Source organism: Halomonas sp. A29 (genome assembly GCF_046723295.1).
Lineage (GTDB): Bacteria > Pseudomonadota > Gammaproteobacteria > Pseudomonadales > Halomonadaceae > Halomonas.
Genome location: NZ_JAXQPR010000010.1, coordinates 60170 through 78191, shown reverse-complemented (window position 1 = coordinate 78191; position 18022 = coordinate 60170). Strand labels below are relative to the sequence as shown.

Genomic DNA, 18022 nt, shown 5'->3' with positions numbered 1-18022 from the left:
GATGGCTGTTGCCGCAAGCGGCTTTAGTCTAGAATCAGCTCCCTTTCAGGCCCCAAGGACACCGATCATGACCCAGACCCTCGGCCCGGTGATGCTCGATCTGGAAGGCACCGCATTACGTCAGGAAGAGCGCGCACTGCTCGAGCGTCCCGAAGTAGGGGGTGTCATCCTGTTCGGCCGCAACGTCGAGCATGCGCGGCAGGTGCGGGAGCTTTGCGACGGTATTCGGCGCGTGCGTCCCGAATTGCTGCTGGCCATCGACCAGGAGGGCGGTCGTGTCCAGCGGCTGCGAGAAGGAGTGACGCGCCTGCCCGCCATGGGACGGATCGGTCGGGACTATGACACGACGCCGGAAGTGACCCTGAGGCTGTGCCTGGATGCCGGCTGGCTCCTGGGCATGGAGATGGCGGCCTGCGGGCTGGACCTCAGCTTTGCCCCGGTGCTCGATGTCGACACCGGCATTTCCAGCGTAATTGGCGATCGCAGTTTTTCCTCCGACCCTCGGGCCGTGGCGGCCATGGCTGGCGCATTCATCAGCGGCCTGCACGAAGCCGGCATGGCGGCGGTGGGCAAGCACTTTCCCGGTCATGGCAGCGTAGCGGCTGATTCGCACCTGGAGTTACCGGTTGACGATCGCCCTCTCGAAGCGCTGCGTCAGCATGATCTGATACCCTTCGCCGAACTCGCCACACGCCTTGATGGCGTCATGCCGGCCCATGTCATCTATTCCGCCTTCGATTCGCGTCCGGCGGGCTTCTCCGGCAGCTGGCTTGGCTTGTTGCGCGAGTCGCTTGGCTTCAAGGGCACCATCTTTTCCGACGATCTCGGCATGGCGGGTGCCAGCTTTGCCGGTACGCCGGGAGAGCGAGCCCTGGCGGCGCTGGATGCCGGTTGCGACATGGTGCTGGTGTGCAATGACCGTGCCGCTGCGCTCGAGGCGCTGGAAGCCTGCCAGGGGCGAACCACACGCCTGACGGCGCGCTTGCGCTATGGTCGGGCACGCCCCGACATCGGGGCGATCGAAGCCTTGGGGCGCTGGCGTCGAGTCCATGCACGCCTCGAGGCCATGGCCTCGCTCTGACCCGCCCTACCTTTTCCTATTCGCTTACCTGCGTTGAGACGAGTCCTTCATGCCCAAGCTCGAAGCCGATTTTCACGAATCCCTGACCACCATGCGCGATGTCATGGAGAACGCCGATTGCCTGATCAGCCATGAGCAGGTCGAACGTGCGCTGGACCGCATGGCCGAGCAGATCACCACCGACCTGGGCGACAAGCTGCCAGTATTCTATTGCGTGATGAATGGTGGCCTGATCACCACCGGCCACCTGTTGACCCGCCTGGGTTTTCCGCTGGAGGTCGATTACCTCCATGCGACTCGCTATCGTGGTGGCCTGCGCGGAGGGGAGCTGTTCTGGCGGGTTTCGCCGGAGATACCCATGGCCGGTCGCCACGTGGTGATCGTCGACGACATCCTCGACGAGGGTGCGACCCTGGCCGCGATACTTGCCTACTGCCGCGAGGCAGGTGCGGCCAGCATCTCCACTGCGGTGCTGGTGGACAAGCGCCACGACCGCAAGGCTGTACCGGGGCTCAAGGCCGATTACTGCAGCCTCGAAGTGGTCGACCGCTACGTGTTCGGCTTCGGCATGGATTACAAGGGCTACTGGCGGAACGCACCGGGAATCTTCGCTCCCAAGGGGCTCTAGGTTCCACAAGCAAGTCCCCAAGATCAAGCCCGGCCTGGTGGCCGGGCTTTCTTTTGCACAGAGATCAATGTTTCAGGGACTCAGGCTAGTGACTCAGGAAGGAAACGAGAACTGTGCCCCTTCGCGGACCCCGGCCGACGGCCAGCGCTGGGTGATGGTCTTGCGCTTGGTGTAGAAGCGCACGGCATCCGGCCCATAGGCGGCCAGGTCGCCGAACAGCGAGCGCTTCCAACCACCGAAGCTGTGGTAGGAGACCGGCACCGGCAGCGGCACGTTGATACCGACCATGCCGACCTGGATGTTGTCGCTGAAATAGCGGGCGGCCTCGCCGTCGCGGGTATAGATGCAGGTGCCGTTGCCATACTCGTGGTCGTCGATCAGCTTCATGGCTTCCTCCATGGAGCCCGCGCGGACCACCAGCAACACCGGCCCGAAGATTTCCTCCTGGTAGCAGGTCATCTCGGGGGTGACACGGTCGATCAGGGTGCCACCGACATAGAAGCCGTTTTCGAAGCCCGACACCTGCACGCCGCGGCCGTCGACGACGATCTCGGCACCCTGGGCCTCGGCGCTGTCGATGTAGCCGCAGACCTTCTCCTGGTGGGCCTTAGTGATCACCGGGCCGAAATCGTTGCCGGCATCGGCGAAGGGGCCGACCTTGAGGCCCTGCATCTGCTCCCGCATCTTGGCGATCAGGGCGTCAGCAGCGGCATCGCCTACGGCGACGGCCACGGACAGCGCCATGCAGCGTTCGCCCGATGAGCCGAAGGCGGCGCCGGTCAGGGAGTTGACGACGTTGTCCATGTCGGCATCGGGCATCACGATGGCGTGGTTCTTGGCGCCGCCCAGTGCCTGGCAGCGCTTGCCGTTGGCGCTGGCGCGGCCGTAGATGTACTCGGCGATCGGCGTGGAGCCGACGAAGCTGACGGCCTGCACGCGCGGATCGTCGAGCAGGGCGTCGACGGCTTCCTTGTCGCCGTTGACGACGTTCAGCACGCCGGCGGGCAGGCCCGCCTCAAGCGCGAGCTCGGCGATGAACAGCGCCGAGCTCGGGTCGCGCTCGGAGGGCTTGAGCACGAAGGTATTACCGCAGGCAATGGCTATCGGGTACATCCACAGCGGGACCATGGCCGGGAAGTTGAAGGGCGTGATACCGGCGACCACACCCAGTGGCTGGAACTCGCTCCAGGAGTCGATGCCCGGGCCGACGTTCTTGCTGTGCTCGCCCTTGAGCAGTTCCGGTACGCCGCAGGCATACTCCACGTTTTCGATGCCGCGCTGCAGTTCGCCCTGAGCGTCGTGCACGATCTTGCCGTGCTCCTGGCCGATCAGGCGGCAGATCTCGTCGGCATGCTCCTCCAGCAGCTGCTTGAAGCGGAACATGACGCGGGCGCGCTTGGCCGGAGGTGTGTTGCGCCAGGCCGGGTAGGCGGCCTGGGCGGCGGTGATGGCTTCCTCGACGGTGGCCTTGCTGGCCAGGCTGACCTGGCCACCGACCTCGCCGGTGGAGGGGTTGAAGATATCCTGGGTGCGCCCTTCGCTGTTGACGCGTACGCCGTTGATCAGATGGCCGAGCGTGGTCATTGCATTACCTCTAGGTAAAACGAGTGTTAGTGGTATTCAGTCGAGTTCGCCAAGGGTTTCACCCAGCACATTCACCAGCCGATCGATCTCGTCGCGCTCGACGATGAAGGGCAGGCCTAGCTGGATGGTATCGCCGCCGTAGCGCACGTAGAAGCCCTTCTCCCAGCACTTCATGGCGATCTCGAAGGGGCGACGGGCCGGCTCGCCGGGGTAACTCTCGATCTGCAGCGCACCGGCAAGGCCGTAGTTGCGAATGTCGCTGACGTAGCGAGTACCCTTGAGGCTGTGCAACGAGGCTTCGAACACCGGACTTATTTCCCGTACGCGATCGATCAATCGGTCGTTCTCGAGCACGTCCAGGGCCGCCAGTGCTGCGGCGCAGGCTACCGGGTGGCCGGAGTAGGTGTAGCCGTGGGGCAGCTCGAGCATGTAGTCGGGGCCGCCCTGTTCCATGAAGGTCTGATAGATCTCGCCCTGTACGATAACGGCACCCATGGGCACCGCACCGTTGGTCAGCTGCTTGGCCACATTCATGATGTCCGGCACCACGCCGAACTCCTCGGCGCCAGTCATGGACCCCATGCGGCCAAAGCCGGTGATGACCTCGTCGAAGATCAGCAGGATGTCGTGCTGGTCGCAGATCTCGCGCAGCCGCTGCAGGTAACCCTTGGGTGGCGGAATCACGCCGGCCGATCCGGCCAGGGGTTCGACGATAACCGCGGCGATGTTGGAAGCATCGTGCAGGGCGATCAGCTCCAGCAGTTCCTCGGCACGTTCGGCACCGCGCTCGGGCATGCCCTTGGTGAAGGCGTTCTCGGCGAGCAGGGTGTGGGGCAGGTGGTCGGCATCGACGCCCTGGCCGAACAGCACGCGGTTGGCACCGATACCGCCCAGGCTGATGCCGCCGAAGTTGACGCCGTGATAGCCCTTGGTCCGGCCGATCAGCTTGGTCTTGGTCGGCTTGCCCTTCTTGCGCCAGTAGGCGCGGGCGATCTTCAGCGAAGTGTCGGCGCTTTCCGAACCGGAGCCGGTAAAGAATACATAATCGAGACCTCGCGGGGTCAGCCCGCGAATGCGATGGGCCAGCTCAAAGGCCTTGGGGTGACCGTACTGGAAAGCCGGGGCGTAATCCAACTGCTTCAATTGTCGAGCCACGGCTTCGGTGATCTCGGGACGGCCATGGCCGGCGCCGCAGGTCCACAGGCCGGATAAAGCATCGAATATGCGGCGACCGTCGGCATCGGTGAAGTAGCTGCCCTCTGCACCCACGATGATCCGAGGGTCACGCTTGAACTGACGGTTGCCGGTATAGGGCATCCAGTAGGCGTCCAGTTGCTCCTGGCTCAGGCCAGCGTGCAGGGTCTCTCGAGCTGTCATGTCAGTACCCTCTGTTGGCATTGCTGTTGTTGGTCTCTTGCAAGCAGGCTAGTCCGGCTCGATGCTAAGTTAAATCCAGATGTTTTTAATTTCATGCAAGCGATTACTTAACTTTGTCGCCCGGCGGCGATACTCTCGAATTCATACGTCATGAAGGAGGGGGAGTGCTCATGTCACGCCGCAAGGAGGCCCTCTCGGCTCAGCCCAGCGATGCCGACCTGCGCCTGCTGAAGATCTACCGCAAGGTGGTCGAGTGCGGCGGCTTTTCCGCCGCCGAGGTGGAGCTGAACATCAGCCGCGCCGCCATCAGCATGGCGATGAACGATCTCGAGACCCGGCTCGGCTTGCGGCTATGCCAGCGCGGGCGCAGCGGCTTCTCGCTGACCGACGAGGGCGCCGAGGTCTATGAGGCCACCATGCAGCTGCTGGCCGCGGTAGAGGGGTTCCGCACCCGGGTCAATGGCCTGCATGCCTGGCTCAAGGGCGAGCTCAACATCGGCATCACCGACAATCTGGTGACCATGCCGCAGATGCACATTACCAACGCCCTTAGCGCACTGAAGGAGCGCGGCCCGGATGTGCGCATCAACATCCGCATGATTCCGCCCAGTGACATCGAACTGGCGGTGCTGGACGGCCGCCTGCATACCGGGGTGATACCGGCACTCAAGAACTTGCCGGGGCTCGACTACCTTGCGCTGTATGCGGAAACCTCGCAGCTCTACTGCGCCTCCGGGCATCCCTTGTTCGAGAGCGAGGCAGTGACCGAGCGAGAGCTGGCAAACTGCGATGCCGTGGTACCCGCCTATGCCCAGACCCCTGAGGTCAAGGCGCTGCATGAACCGCTCAGGGCCGCCGCCTCGGCAACGGACAGAGAGGGCATCGCCTTTCTCATCCTCTCCAATCGCTACATCGGCTACCTGCCGACCCACTATGCCGAGCGCTGGGTGGACTGTGGTCGGATGCGCGCCCTGAATCCCGAGCGTTGGCACTATCTCACCCACTACAGCGCCATTACCCGCAAGGGAGCCCCGCCCAACCTGGTGCTGGAGACCTACCTCGAGGAGCTCCGTCGCATGGTCGGTGAGTGAGGGCTGCAGGCTACCGAGTGAAGAGCGTCGTGCGCCGGGTGCAATGGCAGTAACCGATAAACGTGAAACCCAGCAGGCCAAGCCTGCTGGGTCGATGGCATGGCCCCGGCCGACGCCGGGGCACTGACTCAGCTTGCCCGCGCTGGGGCGGTGCTTGTCGAAGCCTCGCCAGCGGCGCCGAGGTCGGTCGCGATGGCCTCGCCCTGTTCCCGCCAGAGCTGGCGCTCTTCCTCGCTGGCTCGCGGTGAGAACAGGCCGGTTTGCGCATAGATCAGACCGATCACCGGCGACAGCCAGCAGGCGAAGGCCAGCGGAATGTAGAGCAGGTTCTCGACGTTACCGTCGGCGATACCGAGCGCCAGGGCGCTGATCACGAAGGCACCACCAGCGTTCCAGGGAATCAGGGGCGAGATGAGCGTGCCGCCTTCCTCAATGGCGCGCGACAGGTTCAGGGTCGAATAACCCATGCCACGGTAGGTGGGGGCATACATGCGGCCGGGCAGGGCGATGGAGAGGTAGGGGTCGCCGGCGACCAGGTTGGTGGAAACCGAGGTCAGTACGGCCGAGGTCTGCAGCCCGGCGAAGCTACGCACCTTGGTCATGATGGCGCGGATGATAGCTTCCAGGCAGCCGGTCTTCTCCAGCGCACCGCCAAAGCCCAGGGCGATGAGTACCAACGAGATGGTCCACATCATCGACTGGATGCCACCGCGGTTGAGCAGGCTGTCGATGGCGGCGACGCCGGTGTCGATCGAGTAGCCGCTGTTGGCATAGGTGAGCACGTCATGCACGCCGACTCCCTGCACGACCATGGCGGTAACCGCACCGGCCAGGGCGCCGGCGAACAGCGACGGGATGGGCGGCATGCGCTTGACCGCCAGTACGATGACCAGCACCGCCGGCAGCAGCAGCCAGGCCGAGATGGTGAAGTTCGCCTGCAGCGCCGCGGTGATGGCATCGATCCGTTCGAAGGAGGCGTTATTGTCGTCGATCAGGGTGAAACCCGCCGCCAGGTAGATGGCGAAGGCGATCAGCATCGCCGGGATCGTCGTCGGCATCATGTTCTTGATGTGGGAAAAGACGTCCGTGCCGGTGACTGCTGGGGCGAGGTTCGTCGTATCCGACAGCGGCGAGACCTTGTCGCCGAAGAAGGCGCCCGATACCACCGCACCGGCGGTCCAGTACATCGGTATGTCGAAGCCTGCGCCGATGCCCATCAGGGCCAGACCGACCGTGCCGACCGTACCCCATGAAGTACCCAGCGCCAGCGACACGATCGAGCAGAGCAGCATGGCCGCTGCCAGGAAGATAGTCGGCGAGAGAATCGTCAGGCCATAGTAGATCAGGGTCGGTACCGTGCCGCTGGCGATCCACACGCCGATGATCATGCCCACGCAGATCAGCACCGAGACGGAGGGCAGCGATACGTGGATGACGTGGAAGACACCTTCTTCGATCTGTTTCCAGCGAAAGCCGAGTTTGACCCCCACCAGCGCCGTGATCGCCAAACCGATGGCAAGGGGAATGTGAGGGGTGAAATCGCCGAAATAGAATAGCTGAACCGCCAATACCAGCAGTGTCAGGACGACGGGAGTCAGAGCCAGAATGAGGCCAGGCGGCTTGAAAGCTGTTGAATCTTTTGGACTTGTCATGTCATTACCCTGGGGTTGATACGCGTTGCTTCTCATCTCGTTATTTGAGCGATGTCCAACCTGACGATCCGCTCTTTCATGAATCGCCTCGAGTCGACGGCTGGAATCTCCGTATATCGTCTCGTTCTGGCAGTGATTACCTCCAAATTTTTCAGATGATGCGCTATCTGCCATTGGCAGTGATTGCAGCAAACAAGGCATGCGGGCTTGATGAGGGTTCCATTACTTCCTAGGTCTCACAGGCTCAGTATTGGCCAGAATGGCTAGGAATAGGCTCCAAATAACGCTAGATTCATTTACTATTGTCCTTTGAAAACCTTATAAGTAGGCATTATGGCTACCAAGCTGGATCGCATCGACCGCCGTATCCTGAATCAACTGCAGGAGCATGGGCGGCTTTCCATCGTGGAATTGGCCAGCCGCGTCAATCTCACCAAGACGCCCTGTGCCCAGCGCGTGCGCCGGCTCGAGCAGGCCGGGATTATTCGCGGCTATCGTGCCGACCTGGACCCGGCCCAGCTTGGTGCAGGCCATGTGCTGGTGGTACTGGTGACCATGGAGAAGACCAGCGAGGATGCCCTGGAGCGTTTCAACCAGGCGGTACGCCTTATCCCCGAAGTGCAGGGCTGCTACATGGTGGCGGGGAATTTCGACTACCTGCTCAAGGTGCGGACCCACGACATCGCTCATTACCGTGCTGTGCTTGTGCAGCAGATCGGCCGGCTGCCGAATGTTCACCAGACGCACTCCTTCGTGGTGATGGAACTCGTCAAGGATGAAGTGACGGTGCCAATTCCCATTGACGCCTTTCCCGAGCGGTAGCTTTCCGATGCCTCGCTAGAGAGCATGGCTAGTTCAGATCAGCACCCGCAGGCACTGCCCGGTGTGGTAGAGCGTAAATCCTCCTTCATAGCTTGAGCTCCGCAGCGACCTGGCGCGTATCGGCCTGGGGGTGCCAATCGGCAGGGGGAGGGCGCTGTCGTCGCCGTTGATCAGGTACTGGGCAAAGCCCTTGCCCACCACGGTGCCGGTGGTTATACCGCGACCGTTGTAGCCCGACACCCCGAGTACCCCAGGCGCGAGTTCGAACAGGCGCAGCGTATGGTCGGGCGTGAAACCGATTCGCCCGCTCCAACTGCATTCCCACTCGACGCTGCCCAACTGGGGAAAATAGTGGCGTTGTATGCGGTTGGCCCAGCAGCGCAGGAAGGCGGCGGGCTTGCCCTCTCCCTTGCCGAGGCTTCCGAGGATCAAGCGGCCCTCGGCGTCGCGGCGCATGCTGCTCAGTACCATGCGGGTGTCCCAGGCGCCCTGGCGCTCGGGCAGGATGTCGCCGGCCAGTTCCTCGGGTAGCGGCCGGGAGGCAACCTGGAAGAAATAGCCGGGAAAGAAGTGGCGGCGGATTTCGTTCCAGCGATCCTCGGTATAGGCGTTGGTGGCGAGTACCAGTCGCCGAGCCTTGACGCTGCCGAGGGCACTGCTGACCCACCACTCTTCACCGACTCGGTTGACCCCTGTGGCGGCACTGTGCATGAAAAGGCGTGCGCCGGCTGTCTTGGCGGCACGCGCCAGCCCGCGGGTATAGGCGGTGGGATTGAGCGTGCCGGCGCGGTGATCGAGGAGGGCGCGGCGGATGCGTTGGGTGCCCACGAGCCGCTGGCAGTCGTCCGCTTCCAGCAGCTCTACCGGGGCGCCGCGTCGCTGCAGCTGTTCGGTACGTCGCTCCAGCTCTTGCTCGCCCTTGCCGTTATGGGCCAGGTGCAGTGTGCCGGTGCGGGTCGCCTGGCATTCGATGCCGTGACGTTCGATCAGCGAGAAGACGACTGCAGGCGCGCTGCCGAGGATGGTGTTGGCGCGTTCGCCGACCTCCTCGCCAAGCACTTTGCGAATGTCGTCCGGCGGGATCCACAAGCCGGCGTTGACCAGCCCGACGTTGCGCCCCGAGGCGCCGCTGGGCACGTCGCCCGCTTCGATCAGGCTCACGCTGACGCCCGCTTCGGCCAGGTGCAGGGCGGTGCTGAGCCCGGTGATGCCGCCGCCGATCACCAGCACATCGGTGGTGTGCTCGCCCTGCAGCGCGCCCAGCTCGAGGGGCGGCTCTATTGAGGTGTCGTGCCAGAGACAGCGTTCCTTCATGGTGCCTCCCGTACTGGGCGCGCTTGGGAAGGCCTCGGCGCGCCGCTGCGCCGAGGCCAATGACACGGCAGGGTCAATCGAACCTGATGCCTTGGGCGAGGGGGAGCTCTCGGGAGTAGTTGACGGTATTGGTCTGGCGGCGCATGTAGCTCTTCCACACGTCGGAGCCCGATTCGCGGCCGCCGCCGGTTTCCTTCTCGCCGCCGAAGGCACCACCTATCTCCGCGCCACTGGGACCGATGTTGACGTTGGCGATGCCGCAATCGCTGCCCACGGCGGAGACGAAGGTCTCGGCCTCGCGCACGTCGGTGGTGAAAATGCAGGAGGAGAGGCCCTGGGGCACGTCGTTGTTGAGCGCGATGGCCTCACCGAGCTGCTCGTAGCCGATGACGTAGAGAATCGGCGCGAAGGTCTCGTCCCGTACCAGGTCGTTCTGGCCGTCGACCTCGACGATGGCCGGCGCCACGTAGTAGCCCTCGGGATACTGCTCGGTGAGCTGGCGCTGGCCGCCGAATACCGTGGCACCCTGTTCGCGTGCCTCGTTCAGTACCCGCTGCATGGTGTCGAAGGCCTGGCGGTCGATCAGCGGACCGATCAGATTGCCCTCGAGCGGGTCGCCGATGCTGATGCCGGCATAGGCTTGCTTGAGGCGGGCCACGACGTCCGCCTTGATGGAGCAATGCACGATCAGGCGGCGCAGAGTGGTACAGCGCTGGCCGGCGGTGCCCACCGCCGAGAAGAGGATGGCCCTCACGGCCATGTCGAGATCGGCGCTGGGTGTCAGGATCATGGCGTTGTTGCCGCCCAGCTCGAGAATGCTGCGGCCGAAGCGGGAGGCAACCCGGGGGCCTACCTCGCGACCCATGCGGGTGCTGCCGGTGGCGCTGATCAAGGGAATGCGGGGATCGTCGGCAAGCTGCTCGCCGGCGGTGCGCTCGCCGATGATCACCTGGCTGAGATACTGCGGTGCATCGTCGCCGAATTCGGCCATGGTGCGTTCGAGCAACGCCTGGCAGGCAAGGGCCGTGAGCGGCGTCTTTTCGGAGGGCTTCCACAACAGGCTGTCGCCGCATACCAGCGCCAGCGCCGCATTCCAGGCCCAGGGTGCGACCGGGAAGTTGAAGGCGGTGATCAGCCCCACCGGGCCGAGTGGGTGCCAGCTCTCGCGCATGTGGTGGCCGGGTCGCTCGGAGGCGATGGTGAGACCGTAGAGCTGGCGCGACTGACCCACGGCCAGGTCGCAGATATCGATCATCTCCTGCACCTCGCCGAGCCCCTCCTGGAGGATCTTGCCGCACTCCCAGGTCACCAGGGCGCCGAGATCCTCCTTGTGACGGCGCAGCTGTTCGCCGAACAGACGCACCAGTTCGCCGCGGCGCGGGGCGGGCACCTGACGCCAGGCCTCGAAGGCCTGCTGGGCGTTGGCAATGGCCGTATCGACCTCATCGGGGGTAGCGATGCGCACGCGACCGATTTCGCTGCCATCGATGGGAGTTGAGACCGCGATCTCACCGTGCCGGTACTGTTCGGGCGCCACGCCGAGACGCTGCATCAGGGATTCGATCATTCTTTCTCCTATCGTTATTATCAATGCATGCCGTGGCACCCAGTATTGCTAGCCCCAGCGAGTGGCAACAAGCGATGATTGCGACAAATATCATTCCTTAATTTCATGTTATGTAGGCTTCATGAGTCGACGACACCTCCCTTCACTGGCCGGGCTGCAGTGCTTCGAAGCGGCAGCCCGTCATTTGAGCTTCACCCGCGCGGCGGACGAACTGAGCCTGACCCAGAGCGCCGTGAGCAAGCAGGTTGCTCAACTGGAGTCGATCCTGGAGCACCCGCTTTTCCGGCGTATCCGGCGGCGCCTGCACCTCACGCCCGAGGGGGCGATCTACCTGAGCGAGGCGCGCAAGATCCTCTCCCAGGTCGAAATGTCGACGCGCTATATGCAGTCCTATGGTGGTGAAGCCGACGTGCTCAACGTCGCAACCCTGCCCACCTTCGGTGCGCGCTGGCTGATACCGCGGCTCAACGGCTTCCGCTTTCGGCATCCGAACATCAACCTCAATATCAGCAATCGCGTCGAGCCGTTCGACATGCAGCAGGAGCGGGTGGAGGTGGCCTTCTTTTTCGGTCACGGAGCCTGGCCCAGGGCCGAGTGCATCAAGCTGCTCGACGAGGAGATCGTGCCGGTCTGCTCGCCGCGGGCGCTGGAAGGGATGAGCGTGGACGAGCCCTTGGCATTGACCCAACTGGTGCTGCTGCAGAGCACCACCCGTCCGGAGGCGTGGCACGACTGGTTCGATGCCCAGGGCCAGTACACCGAGCACAGCTACCATGGGCCGCGCTTCGATACCTTCTATATGGCGCTACGGGCAGCGCAGGCCGGCTGCGGGGTGGCCCTGGTACCGCGCTTTCTCGCCCAGGAGGAGATCGACGAGGGCAAGCTGGCAATTCCCTGGCCCTTCAGCCTGAAGAGCCGGGATGCCTACTACATGGCCTATCCCGAACACATGGCCGACCTCTACAAGGTGCGGGCCTTCATCGACTGGATTGGCGAGCGCACGACGTGAGGGTAAACGGCAAGCGCCCCTGGCGGAGCAGGGGCGCGGTGACGGACGGGCGGATGCGGAGTCGCCAGGCGTTCAGGCCAGGCCTAGCTCGTGGGTGGCTTCCTCGCGCATCTTGAACTTCTGGATCTTGCCGGTAACGGTCATCGGGAACTCGTCGACGAACTTCACGTAGCGCGGGATCTTGTAGTGGGCGATCTTGCCCTTGCAGAACTCCTTGAGCTCGTCGGCGTTGAGCTGCTGCCCGTCCGCCAGCTTGACCCAGGCCATCACCTCCTCGCCGTATTTCTCGTCGGGCACGCCGATCACCTGCACGTCGGAAATGGCCGGGTGGGTATAGAGGAAGTCCTCGATCTCGCGCGGGTAGATGTTCTCGCCGCCGCGGATGATCATGTCCTTGATGCGCCCGACGATGGCGATGTAGCCGTCCTCATCCATGGCGGCCAGGTCGCCGGTGTGCATCCAGCCGGCGCTGTCGATCGACTTGGCGGTGGCCTCCTCGTTGTTCCAGTAGCCGAGCATCACGCTGTAGCCGCGGGTGCACAGCTCGCCGGTCTCGCCACGTGGCACCACGGCGCCGGTTTCGGGGCTGACTAGCTTGACTTCGAGGTGGGGATGAATGGTACCCACCGTGGTCACGCGCTTATCCAAGGGAGCGTCGGTCTTGGTCTGGGTGCTGACCGGGCTGGTCTCGGTCATGCCATAGCAGATGGTGACGTCTTCCATGTGCATCTTGTCGATGACCTTGCGCATCACCTCGATGGGGCAGATGGAGCCCGCCATGATGCCGGTGCGCAGGGTGGAGAGGTCGTACTGGGCGAAGTTGGCATGCTCAAGCTCGGCGATGAACATGGTCGGTACGCCATACAGCGCCGTGGCCTTCTCGTCGGCGACCGCCTTGAGGGTGGCTTCAGGCTCGAATCCGTCGCCTGGATAGATCATGGTGGCACCGTGGGTCATGCAGCCGAGGTTGCCCATTACCATGCCGAAGCAGTGGTAGAGCGGCACCGGGATCACCAGGCGATCCTTCTCGGTAAAACCCATGGTGCGGGCGACGAAGAAGCCGTTGTTGAGAATATTGTGGTGGGAGAGGGTGGCGCCCTTGGGAGCCCCGGTGGTTCCCGAGGTGTACTGGATATTGATCGGCTCGTCGAACTGCAGCGTGGACTGGATCTCGGCCAGATGTTCAGCTGAGACCTCGTTGGCGTGCGCCAGCATGCTCTGCCAGCTGTACATGCCGCTCAGCGCACGCTCGGCATCGAGGCACACCACGCGCTTTAGCTCGGGCAGCTTGGCAGCGGAAAGGTTATCCGGTGTGCCGTCACGCAGCTCGGGTGCCAGCTCCGCCAGGGTGGCCACATAGTCGGAAGTCTTGAACTGGCCCTGCAGGATCAGCGTCGAGGTGCCGGACTGCTTCAGCGCGTACTCCAGCTCGTGAGTGCGGTAGCTGGGGTTGATGTTGACCAGGATGGCGCCGATCTTGGCCGTTGCGAACTGTGTGATGGTCCACTCGGCGCAGTTGGGCGACCAGATGCCCACCCGATCGCCCTTCTTCACGCCCAGCGCGAGCATGGCACGGGCTGCCTGGTCGACCGCCTGTTGCAGCTCCCTCCAGGTGTAGCGCAGGCCCTGGTGCAGGCTGAGCAGGGCTTCGCCGTCGGCAAAGCGCGCCACCGTATCGTCGAAGCAATCGCCAATGGTTTGCCCCTTCAGCGGGGTGTTGCTGATGCCGCTGACGTAACTGTTCGGGACGCGTGCTTGTAATGCTTGGCGTGTCATCGTGTTACCCGTCTTGTTGTGGCAGTTTGCAGTAGAGTCCGTTTGTAATAGGCGATTGCCGGTGGATGCCCACCCTTATTGCGGTGCGGTGAGGGCGCGGCGCCATTTCGGTCAGTGCTGGTCGAGACGCTCCAGGACCTCGCGCGCGCGCATCTCCACGTCGTCGAGTTCGCGCTGCATCAGGCGAATGTCCTCCAACTGGCGTTCCATGTTGTTACGCTTGTCGGCGAGAATCTCCAATAGACGCTTGAGCTGGCGTGCGTTGCCGTCGGGCATGGCGTCGTACATCTCGATGACCTCGCGGATTTCGGCGAGAGAGAAGCCCAGGCGCTTGCCGCGCAAGGTCAGCTTGAGACGAACGCGGTCTTTCTCGTGGTAGATACGGGTCTGGCCACGACGCTCCGGCGCCAGCAACCCTTCCTGCTCATAGAAACGGATGGTGCGCGGCGTCACCTCGAACATCCGGGCCAGCTCGCCTATGGAATAGGTGCGTCGATGCCGCGGCAGGCTGCCGTTGACCGGGGTGGTGGCTTCCGCTTTGGATGTGCTCATTATTCGTTTCCTATGGGTTGGAAGGGGCCGTCATGCGGGGTCCCTCCACATAACCGCAACACTAGACGACGTTGACGTTAACGTAAAGTGGTTGTCGACCAAGGGATGTATGCGATAAAACCTAGCAAGTGCTAGGTTGGTTGGCATTGAGCCCCGGCTTCGATGGCCCTGTCACCCAACTCTGCTGGACGAATGGACCGCCAAAAAACGTAGAGGACACCGTAATGGATTTCTCCCTAACCGATGACCAGAAGGCGCTCGTTCAGGCCGCCGCGGACTTCTCGCGGGCGGAGCTGGCCGAGCACGCTGCCGAATGGGATGCTACCTCTCATTTTCCCGTCGATGTCATCCGCCGGGCCGGTGAGGCGGGCTTCCTTGGTATCTACATTCCCGAAGAACGCGGTGGCCTGGGACTGTCGCGCCTTGACGCCTCGCTGATCTTCGAGCAGCTCTCGCAGGGCTGCATCTCGACGACGGCCTATCTTACCATCCACAACATGGTGGCCTGGATGGTGGCCAGTTGGGGCAACGAGGCGCTACGTGAGAGTTGGGTCGAGCGACTGATCAGCGGCGAGTGCCTTGGCTGTTATTGCCTGACCGAGCCCGGTTCTGGTTCCGACGCGGCCAGCCTGCGCACCAAGGCCGTGCGCGACGGTGACGAGTATGTCATCAGCGGCTCCAAGATGTTCATTTCCGGCGCCGGTGCCAATGATGTATTGGTGGTCATGGCGCGCACCGGCGCATCCGACAGCGGTGCCGGCGGGGTTTCGGCGATCCTGGTGCCGGCGGATGCCGCGGGCATCGAGTATGGCAAGAACGAGGAGAAGATGGGGTGGAAGAGCCAGCCCACTCGCCTGGTCAGCTTCGATGGGGTGCGTGTGCCGGTAGGCAACCGTCTGGGCGAGGAGGGAGAAGGCTTCAAGCTGGCCATGAAGGGGCTGGACGGTGGCCGCCTGAATATCGCCAGCTGTTCGTTGGGAGCGGCCCAGCATGCCCTGATGCTGTCACGCAACTATCTGCAGGAGCGCAAGCAGTTCGGCCGCGAGCTGGCGCATTTCCAGGCGCTGCAGTTCAAGCTGGCCGACATGGCCACCGAGCTGACGGCGGCACGGCTGATGGTGCGTCAGGCCGCCTGGCGGCTCGATCAGAGCGACCCGGAGGCTACCGCCTACTGCGCCATGGCCAAGCGTTTCGCCACCGACATGGGCTTCAATGTCTGCAACGAGGCGCTGCAGCTGCATGGCGGTTATGGTTACCTGAGGGAGTTCCCCCTGGAGCGCATGGTACGCGATACCCGTGTGCACCAGATCCTCGAGGGCACCAACGAGATCATGCGCGTGATCGTGGCTCGCCGCCTGTTGGCGGATGGCGTGATCGAAGCGCTGCAATAACCATGACGCTGCAATAACCAGAGGAGAACAGCGGGAATGACGGAACTTGCGGTCATCTTCGATGAGCTGACGACCCGGGATGGCGGAAGGATCGGTATCGCCACCCTCAACTCGCCGAAGTCGCTCAATGCACTGACGCTGGACATGGCCCGGCAACTGGACGCCAAGCTCGAGGCATGGGCGGTGGACCGCAGCATCGTTGCGGTGTGGCTGGAGGGGGCCGGGGAGAAGGCCTTCTGCGCCGGTGGGGACGTGGTCGCGTTGTACCGCTCGATGATCGAGGAGGGCGACAATCGCGGTGCCGGCCGCGACAGCCTCTACGCCGAAACCTACTTCACCACGGAATATCGCCTCGACTACCGCATTCACACCTATCCCAAGCCGGTGCTGGTATGGGGCGACGGCATCGTCATGGGCGGTGGCCTGGGGTTGATGGCGGGGGCCTCGCGGCGCCTGGTGACCGAAACCACATTGATCGCCATGCCCGAGATCACCATCGGTCTCTACCCGGACATCGGCGCCAGTTGGTTCCTCAACCGCATGCCGCCTGGTGTAGGGGCCTATCTCGGGATCACCGGTGCCCAGCTCAATGCTCGCGATGCGCTGGACCTGGGACTGGCCGACCACTTCGTGCCGCGCGAGCGCCGCGATGCGGTGCTGGAGGCCTTGGGCGGAGCCGACTATGGTTCGCGTAGTCCACGCGATCTCCAGGCCGGCGTGCAGCGTGTCCTCGATGAACTCGAAGCGCGCTCTCAGGCGCCGGCCGCCCAGGTGTGGCCGCTGCTCGATCATATCCAGGCCCTCACCGGCCAGGTCGATGCGCCTGCGGCGGTCAGGCGTATCCTGCAGGACGATACCGATCATGCGTGGCTTGGCGTCAACCGCAAGCGGCTCGAGGTGGGCAGCCCGCTGAGCGCCCATCTGGTCTGGCGCATGCTCGAGCGCCACCGCCATACTGGCCTGGCCGAGGCCTTCCGCGACGAGCTCAACCTCTCGGTGCAGTGCTGCCGGCAGGGCGATATCGCCGAAGGCGTGCGGGCGCTGCTGATCGACAAGGACAAGAATCCCAAGTGGCTTCACGAGAGTGTTGCCAGCGTGCCCGAGGCGGACCTGCAAGCGCTGTTGGCACCGCTGTGGAGCGGCGAGGAGCACCCGTTGCGCGACCTCGGCAGTGGCAAACGAATCCACTGAACGCTTTACTCCAAGTCACTCACTTTCGATAACGACAATCAGGAGCAGCTCGCATGAAAATCGCCTTTATCGGCCTGGGCAACATGGGCGCCCCAATGGCCCACAACCTGGTCAAGGCCGGTCATGAGGTCAGCGTCTTCGACTTGGTCGAGGTTGCCATGAAGCGGCTCGAGGAAGCCGGTGCCCACGCTTGCGCCAGTGCCCAGAGCGCGGCCAGCGGGGCCGAGGTGGTCATCTCCATGCTGCCGGCCGGCCAGCATGTGCGGCGTCTATATCTCGGTCGCGAGGATTCACCTGGCTTGTTCGATGCCTTGGAAGGCAAGCCGCTGATCATCGACGCCTCCACCATCTCGCCGGAAGATGCTCAAGTCGTGGGTGCCGCAGCCACCGAGCGCGGCCTGACCTATCTCGATGCGCCGGTATCCGGTGGCGTGGGCGGCGCCCAGGCCGGCATCCTGACCTTCATCGTCGGCGGCAGCCAGGCCGGCTTCGAACAGGCCAGGCCGGTACTCGAAGCCATGGGCAGGAACATCTTTCATGCCGGCGAGATCGGCGCCGGCCAGGTGGCCAAGATCTGCAACAACATGCTGCTCGGCATCCTCATGAGCGGCACCGCCGAAGCGTTGGCCCTGGGCGTCAAGAATGGCCTCGACCCGACCGTGCTCTCCGAAATAATGAAGCAGAGCAGCGGCGGCAACTGGGCGCTCAACGTCTACAACCCCTGGCCCGGGGTCATGGAAGGCTCCGCCGCCTCACGCGACTACCAAGGTGGTTTCCTGACCGACCTGATGGCCAAGGATCTGGGGCTGGCCTGGGAGCTGGCGCTGGGGTGCAAGGCCACGGTGCCGATGGGTTCCCAGGCGCGCAACCTGTTCGCGCTGCATGCGGCCCAGGGCAACGGCGGTCTGGATTTTTCCAGTATTCAAAAGCTCTACCGGGCGGGCGAATAGCGCTAGACGGGCTTTGGCGCTTCCCCTGTAAGCGGGC

15 protein-coding genes are annotated in these 18022 nt (G+C 63.6%); 8 read left to right on the top strand and 7 right to left on the bottom strand.

All coding sequences use genetic code 11. The annotated features are described in order from the left end of the window. Window positions 1–67 precede the first annotated feature (67 nt). Both nagZ and SPH52_RS18570 read left to right on the top strand, forming a co-directional pair. Window positions 68–1081 carry a beta-N-acetylhexosaminidase gene (nagZ, locus tag SPH52_RS18575; protein WP_411796548.1) on the top strand — a complete coding sequence of 338 codons (1014 nt, stop codon included), beginning with the start codon at window positions 68–70 and terminating at the stop codon, window positions 1079–1081. Window positions 1082–1130: 49 nt separating this feature from the next. Further along, entirely contained in the window at window positions 1131–1709 is a 579-nt protein-coding gene (locus tag SPH52_RS18570; RefSeq protein WP_411796547.1) for a hypoxanthine-guanine phosphoribosyltransferase, read from the top strand. Window positions 1710–1802: 93 nt separating this feature from the next. Here SPH52_RS18570 and SPH52_RS18565 read toward each other — a convergent pair whose 3' ends face one another. Together SPH52_RS18565 and SPH52_RS18560 are read right to left on the bottom strand one after the other, a co-directional pair. Continuing rightward, complete coding sequence (locus SPH52_RS18565) at window positions 1803–3293, bottom strand: CoA-acylating methylmalonate-semialdehyde dehydrogenase (RefSeq protein WP_411796546.1); 1491 nt, start codon at window positions 3291–3293, stop codon at window positions 1803–1805. Window positions 3294–3329: 36 nt separating this feature from the next. Further along, on the bottom strand, window positions 3330–4670 hold the full coding sequence (locus SPH52_RS18560; RefSeq protein ID WP_411796545.1) for an aspartate aminotransferase family protein: 1341 nt from the start codon (window positions 4668–4670) through the stop codon (window positions 3330–3332). A gap of 170 nt (window positions 4671–4840) precedes the next feature. Between SPH52_RS18560 and SPH52_RS18555 the strand changes: the two genes are divergently transcribed. Further along, entirely contained in the window at window positions 4841–5761 is a 921-nt protein-coding gene (locus SPH52_RS18555) for a LysR family transcriptional regulator (RefSeq protein WP_411796544.1), read from the top strand. Between the two features lie 128 nt (window positions 5762–5889). Here SPH52_RS18555 and nhaC read toward each other — a convergent pair whose 3' ends face one another. After that, window positions 5890–7413, bottom strand: coding sequence for a Na+/H+ antiporter NhaC (gene nhaC / locus SPH52_RS18550; protein WP_411796543.1), 1524 nt, complete (start codon window positions 7411–7413; stop codon window positions 5890–5892). 333 nt (window positions 7414–7746) lie between these two features. Here nhaC and SPH52_RS18545 point away from each other — a divergent pair, with 333 nt between their 5' ends. After that, on the top strand, window positions 7747–8235 hold the full coding sequence (locus SPH52_RS18545; protein ID WP_411796542.1) for an Lrp/AsnC family transcriptional regulator: 489 nt from the start codon (window positions 7747–7749) through the stop codon (window positions 8233–8235). A 33-nt stretch (window positions 8236–8268) separates the two neighbouring features. On the opposite strand, the gene SPH52_RS18540 is transcribed toward SPH52_RS18545, so the two are convergent. Both SPH52_RS18540 and SPH52_RS18535 read right to left on the bottom strand, forming a co-directional pair. After that, window positions 8269–9549, bottom strand: coding sequence for an NAD(P)/FAD-dependent oxidoreductase (locus tag SPH52_RS18540; RefSeq protein ID WP_411796541.1), 1281 nt, complete (start codon window positions 9547–9549; stop codon window positions 8269–8271). 73 nt (window positions 9550–9622) lie between these two features. After that, on the bottom strand, window positions 9623–11116 hold the full coding sequence (locus tag SPH52_RS18535; RefSeq protein WP_411796540.1) for an aldehyde dehydrogenase family protein: 1494 nt from the start codon (window positions 11114–11116) through the stop codon (window positions 9623–9625). Between the two features lie 121 nt (window positions 11117–11237). Between SPH52_RS18535 and gcvA the strand changes: the two genes are divergently transcribed. After that, a complete protein-coding gene (gene gcvA / locus SPH52_RS18530) occupies window positions 11238–12125 on the top strand; it encodes a transcriptional regulator GcvA (RefSeq protein WP_411796539.1) in 888 nt (295 codons plus the stop codon). Between the two features lie 72 nt (window positions 12126–12197). On the opposite strand, the gene SPH52_RS18525 is transcribed toward gcvA, so the two are convergent. Together SPH52_RS18525 and SPH52_RS18520 are read right to left on the bottom strand one after the other, a co-directional pair. Continuing rightward, complete coding sequence (locus SPH52_RS18525) at window positions 12198–13901, bottom strand: AMP-binding protein (RefSeq protein WP_411796538.1); 1704 nt, start codon at window positions 13899–13901, stop codon at window positions 12198–12200. 111 nt (window positions 13902–14012) lie between these two features. After that, window positions 14013–14453 carry a MerR family transcriptional regulator gene (locus tag SPH52_RS18520; RefSeq protein WP_411796537.1) on the bottom strand — a complete coding sequence of 147 codons (441 nt, stop codon included), beginning with the start codon at window positions 14451–14453 and terminating at the stop codon, window positions 14013–14015. 224 nt (window positions 14454–14677) lie between these two features. Here SPH52_RS18520 and SPH52_RS18515 point away from each other — a divergent pair, with 224 nt between their 5' ends. From SPH52_RS18515 to mmsB, 3 genes are read left to right on the top strand one after another with little or no spacing between them, the layout of a single operon-like run. Next, window positions 14678–15844, top strand: coding sequence for an acyl-CoA dehydrogenase family protein (locus tag SPH52_RS18515; protein ID WP_411796536.1), 1167 nt, complete (start codon window positions 14678–14680; stop codon window positions 15842–15844). 36 nt (window positions 15845–15880) lie between these two features. Beyond that, on the top strand, window positions 15881–17035 hold the full coding sequence (locus tag SPH52_RS18510; protein ID WP_411796535.1) for an enoyl-CoA hydratase/isomerase family protein: 1155 nt from the start codon (window positions 15881–15883) through the stop codon (window positions 17033–17035). 53 nt (window positions 17036–17088) lie between these two features. After that, on the top strand, window positions 17089–17985 hold the full coding sequence (gene mmsB / locus SPH52_RS18505; RefSeq protein WP_411796534.1) for a 3-hydroxyisobutyrate dehydrogenase: 897 nt from the start codon (window positions 17089–17091) through the stop codon (window positions 17983–17985). The last annotated feature ends 37 nt before the right edge of the window (window positions 17986–18022 follow it).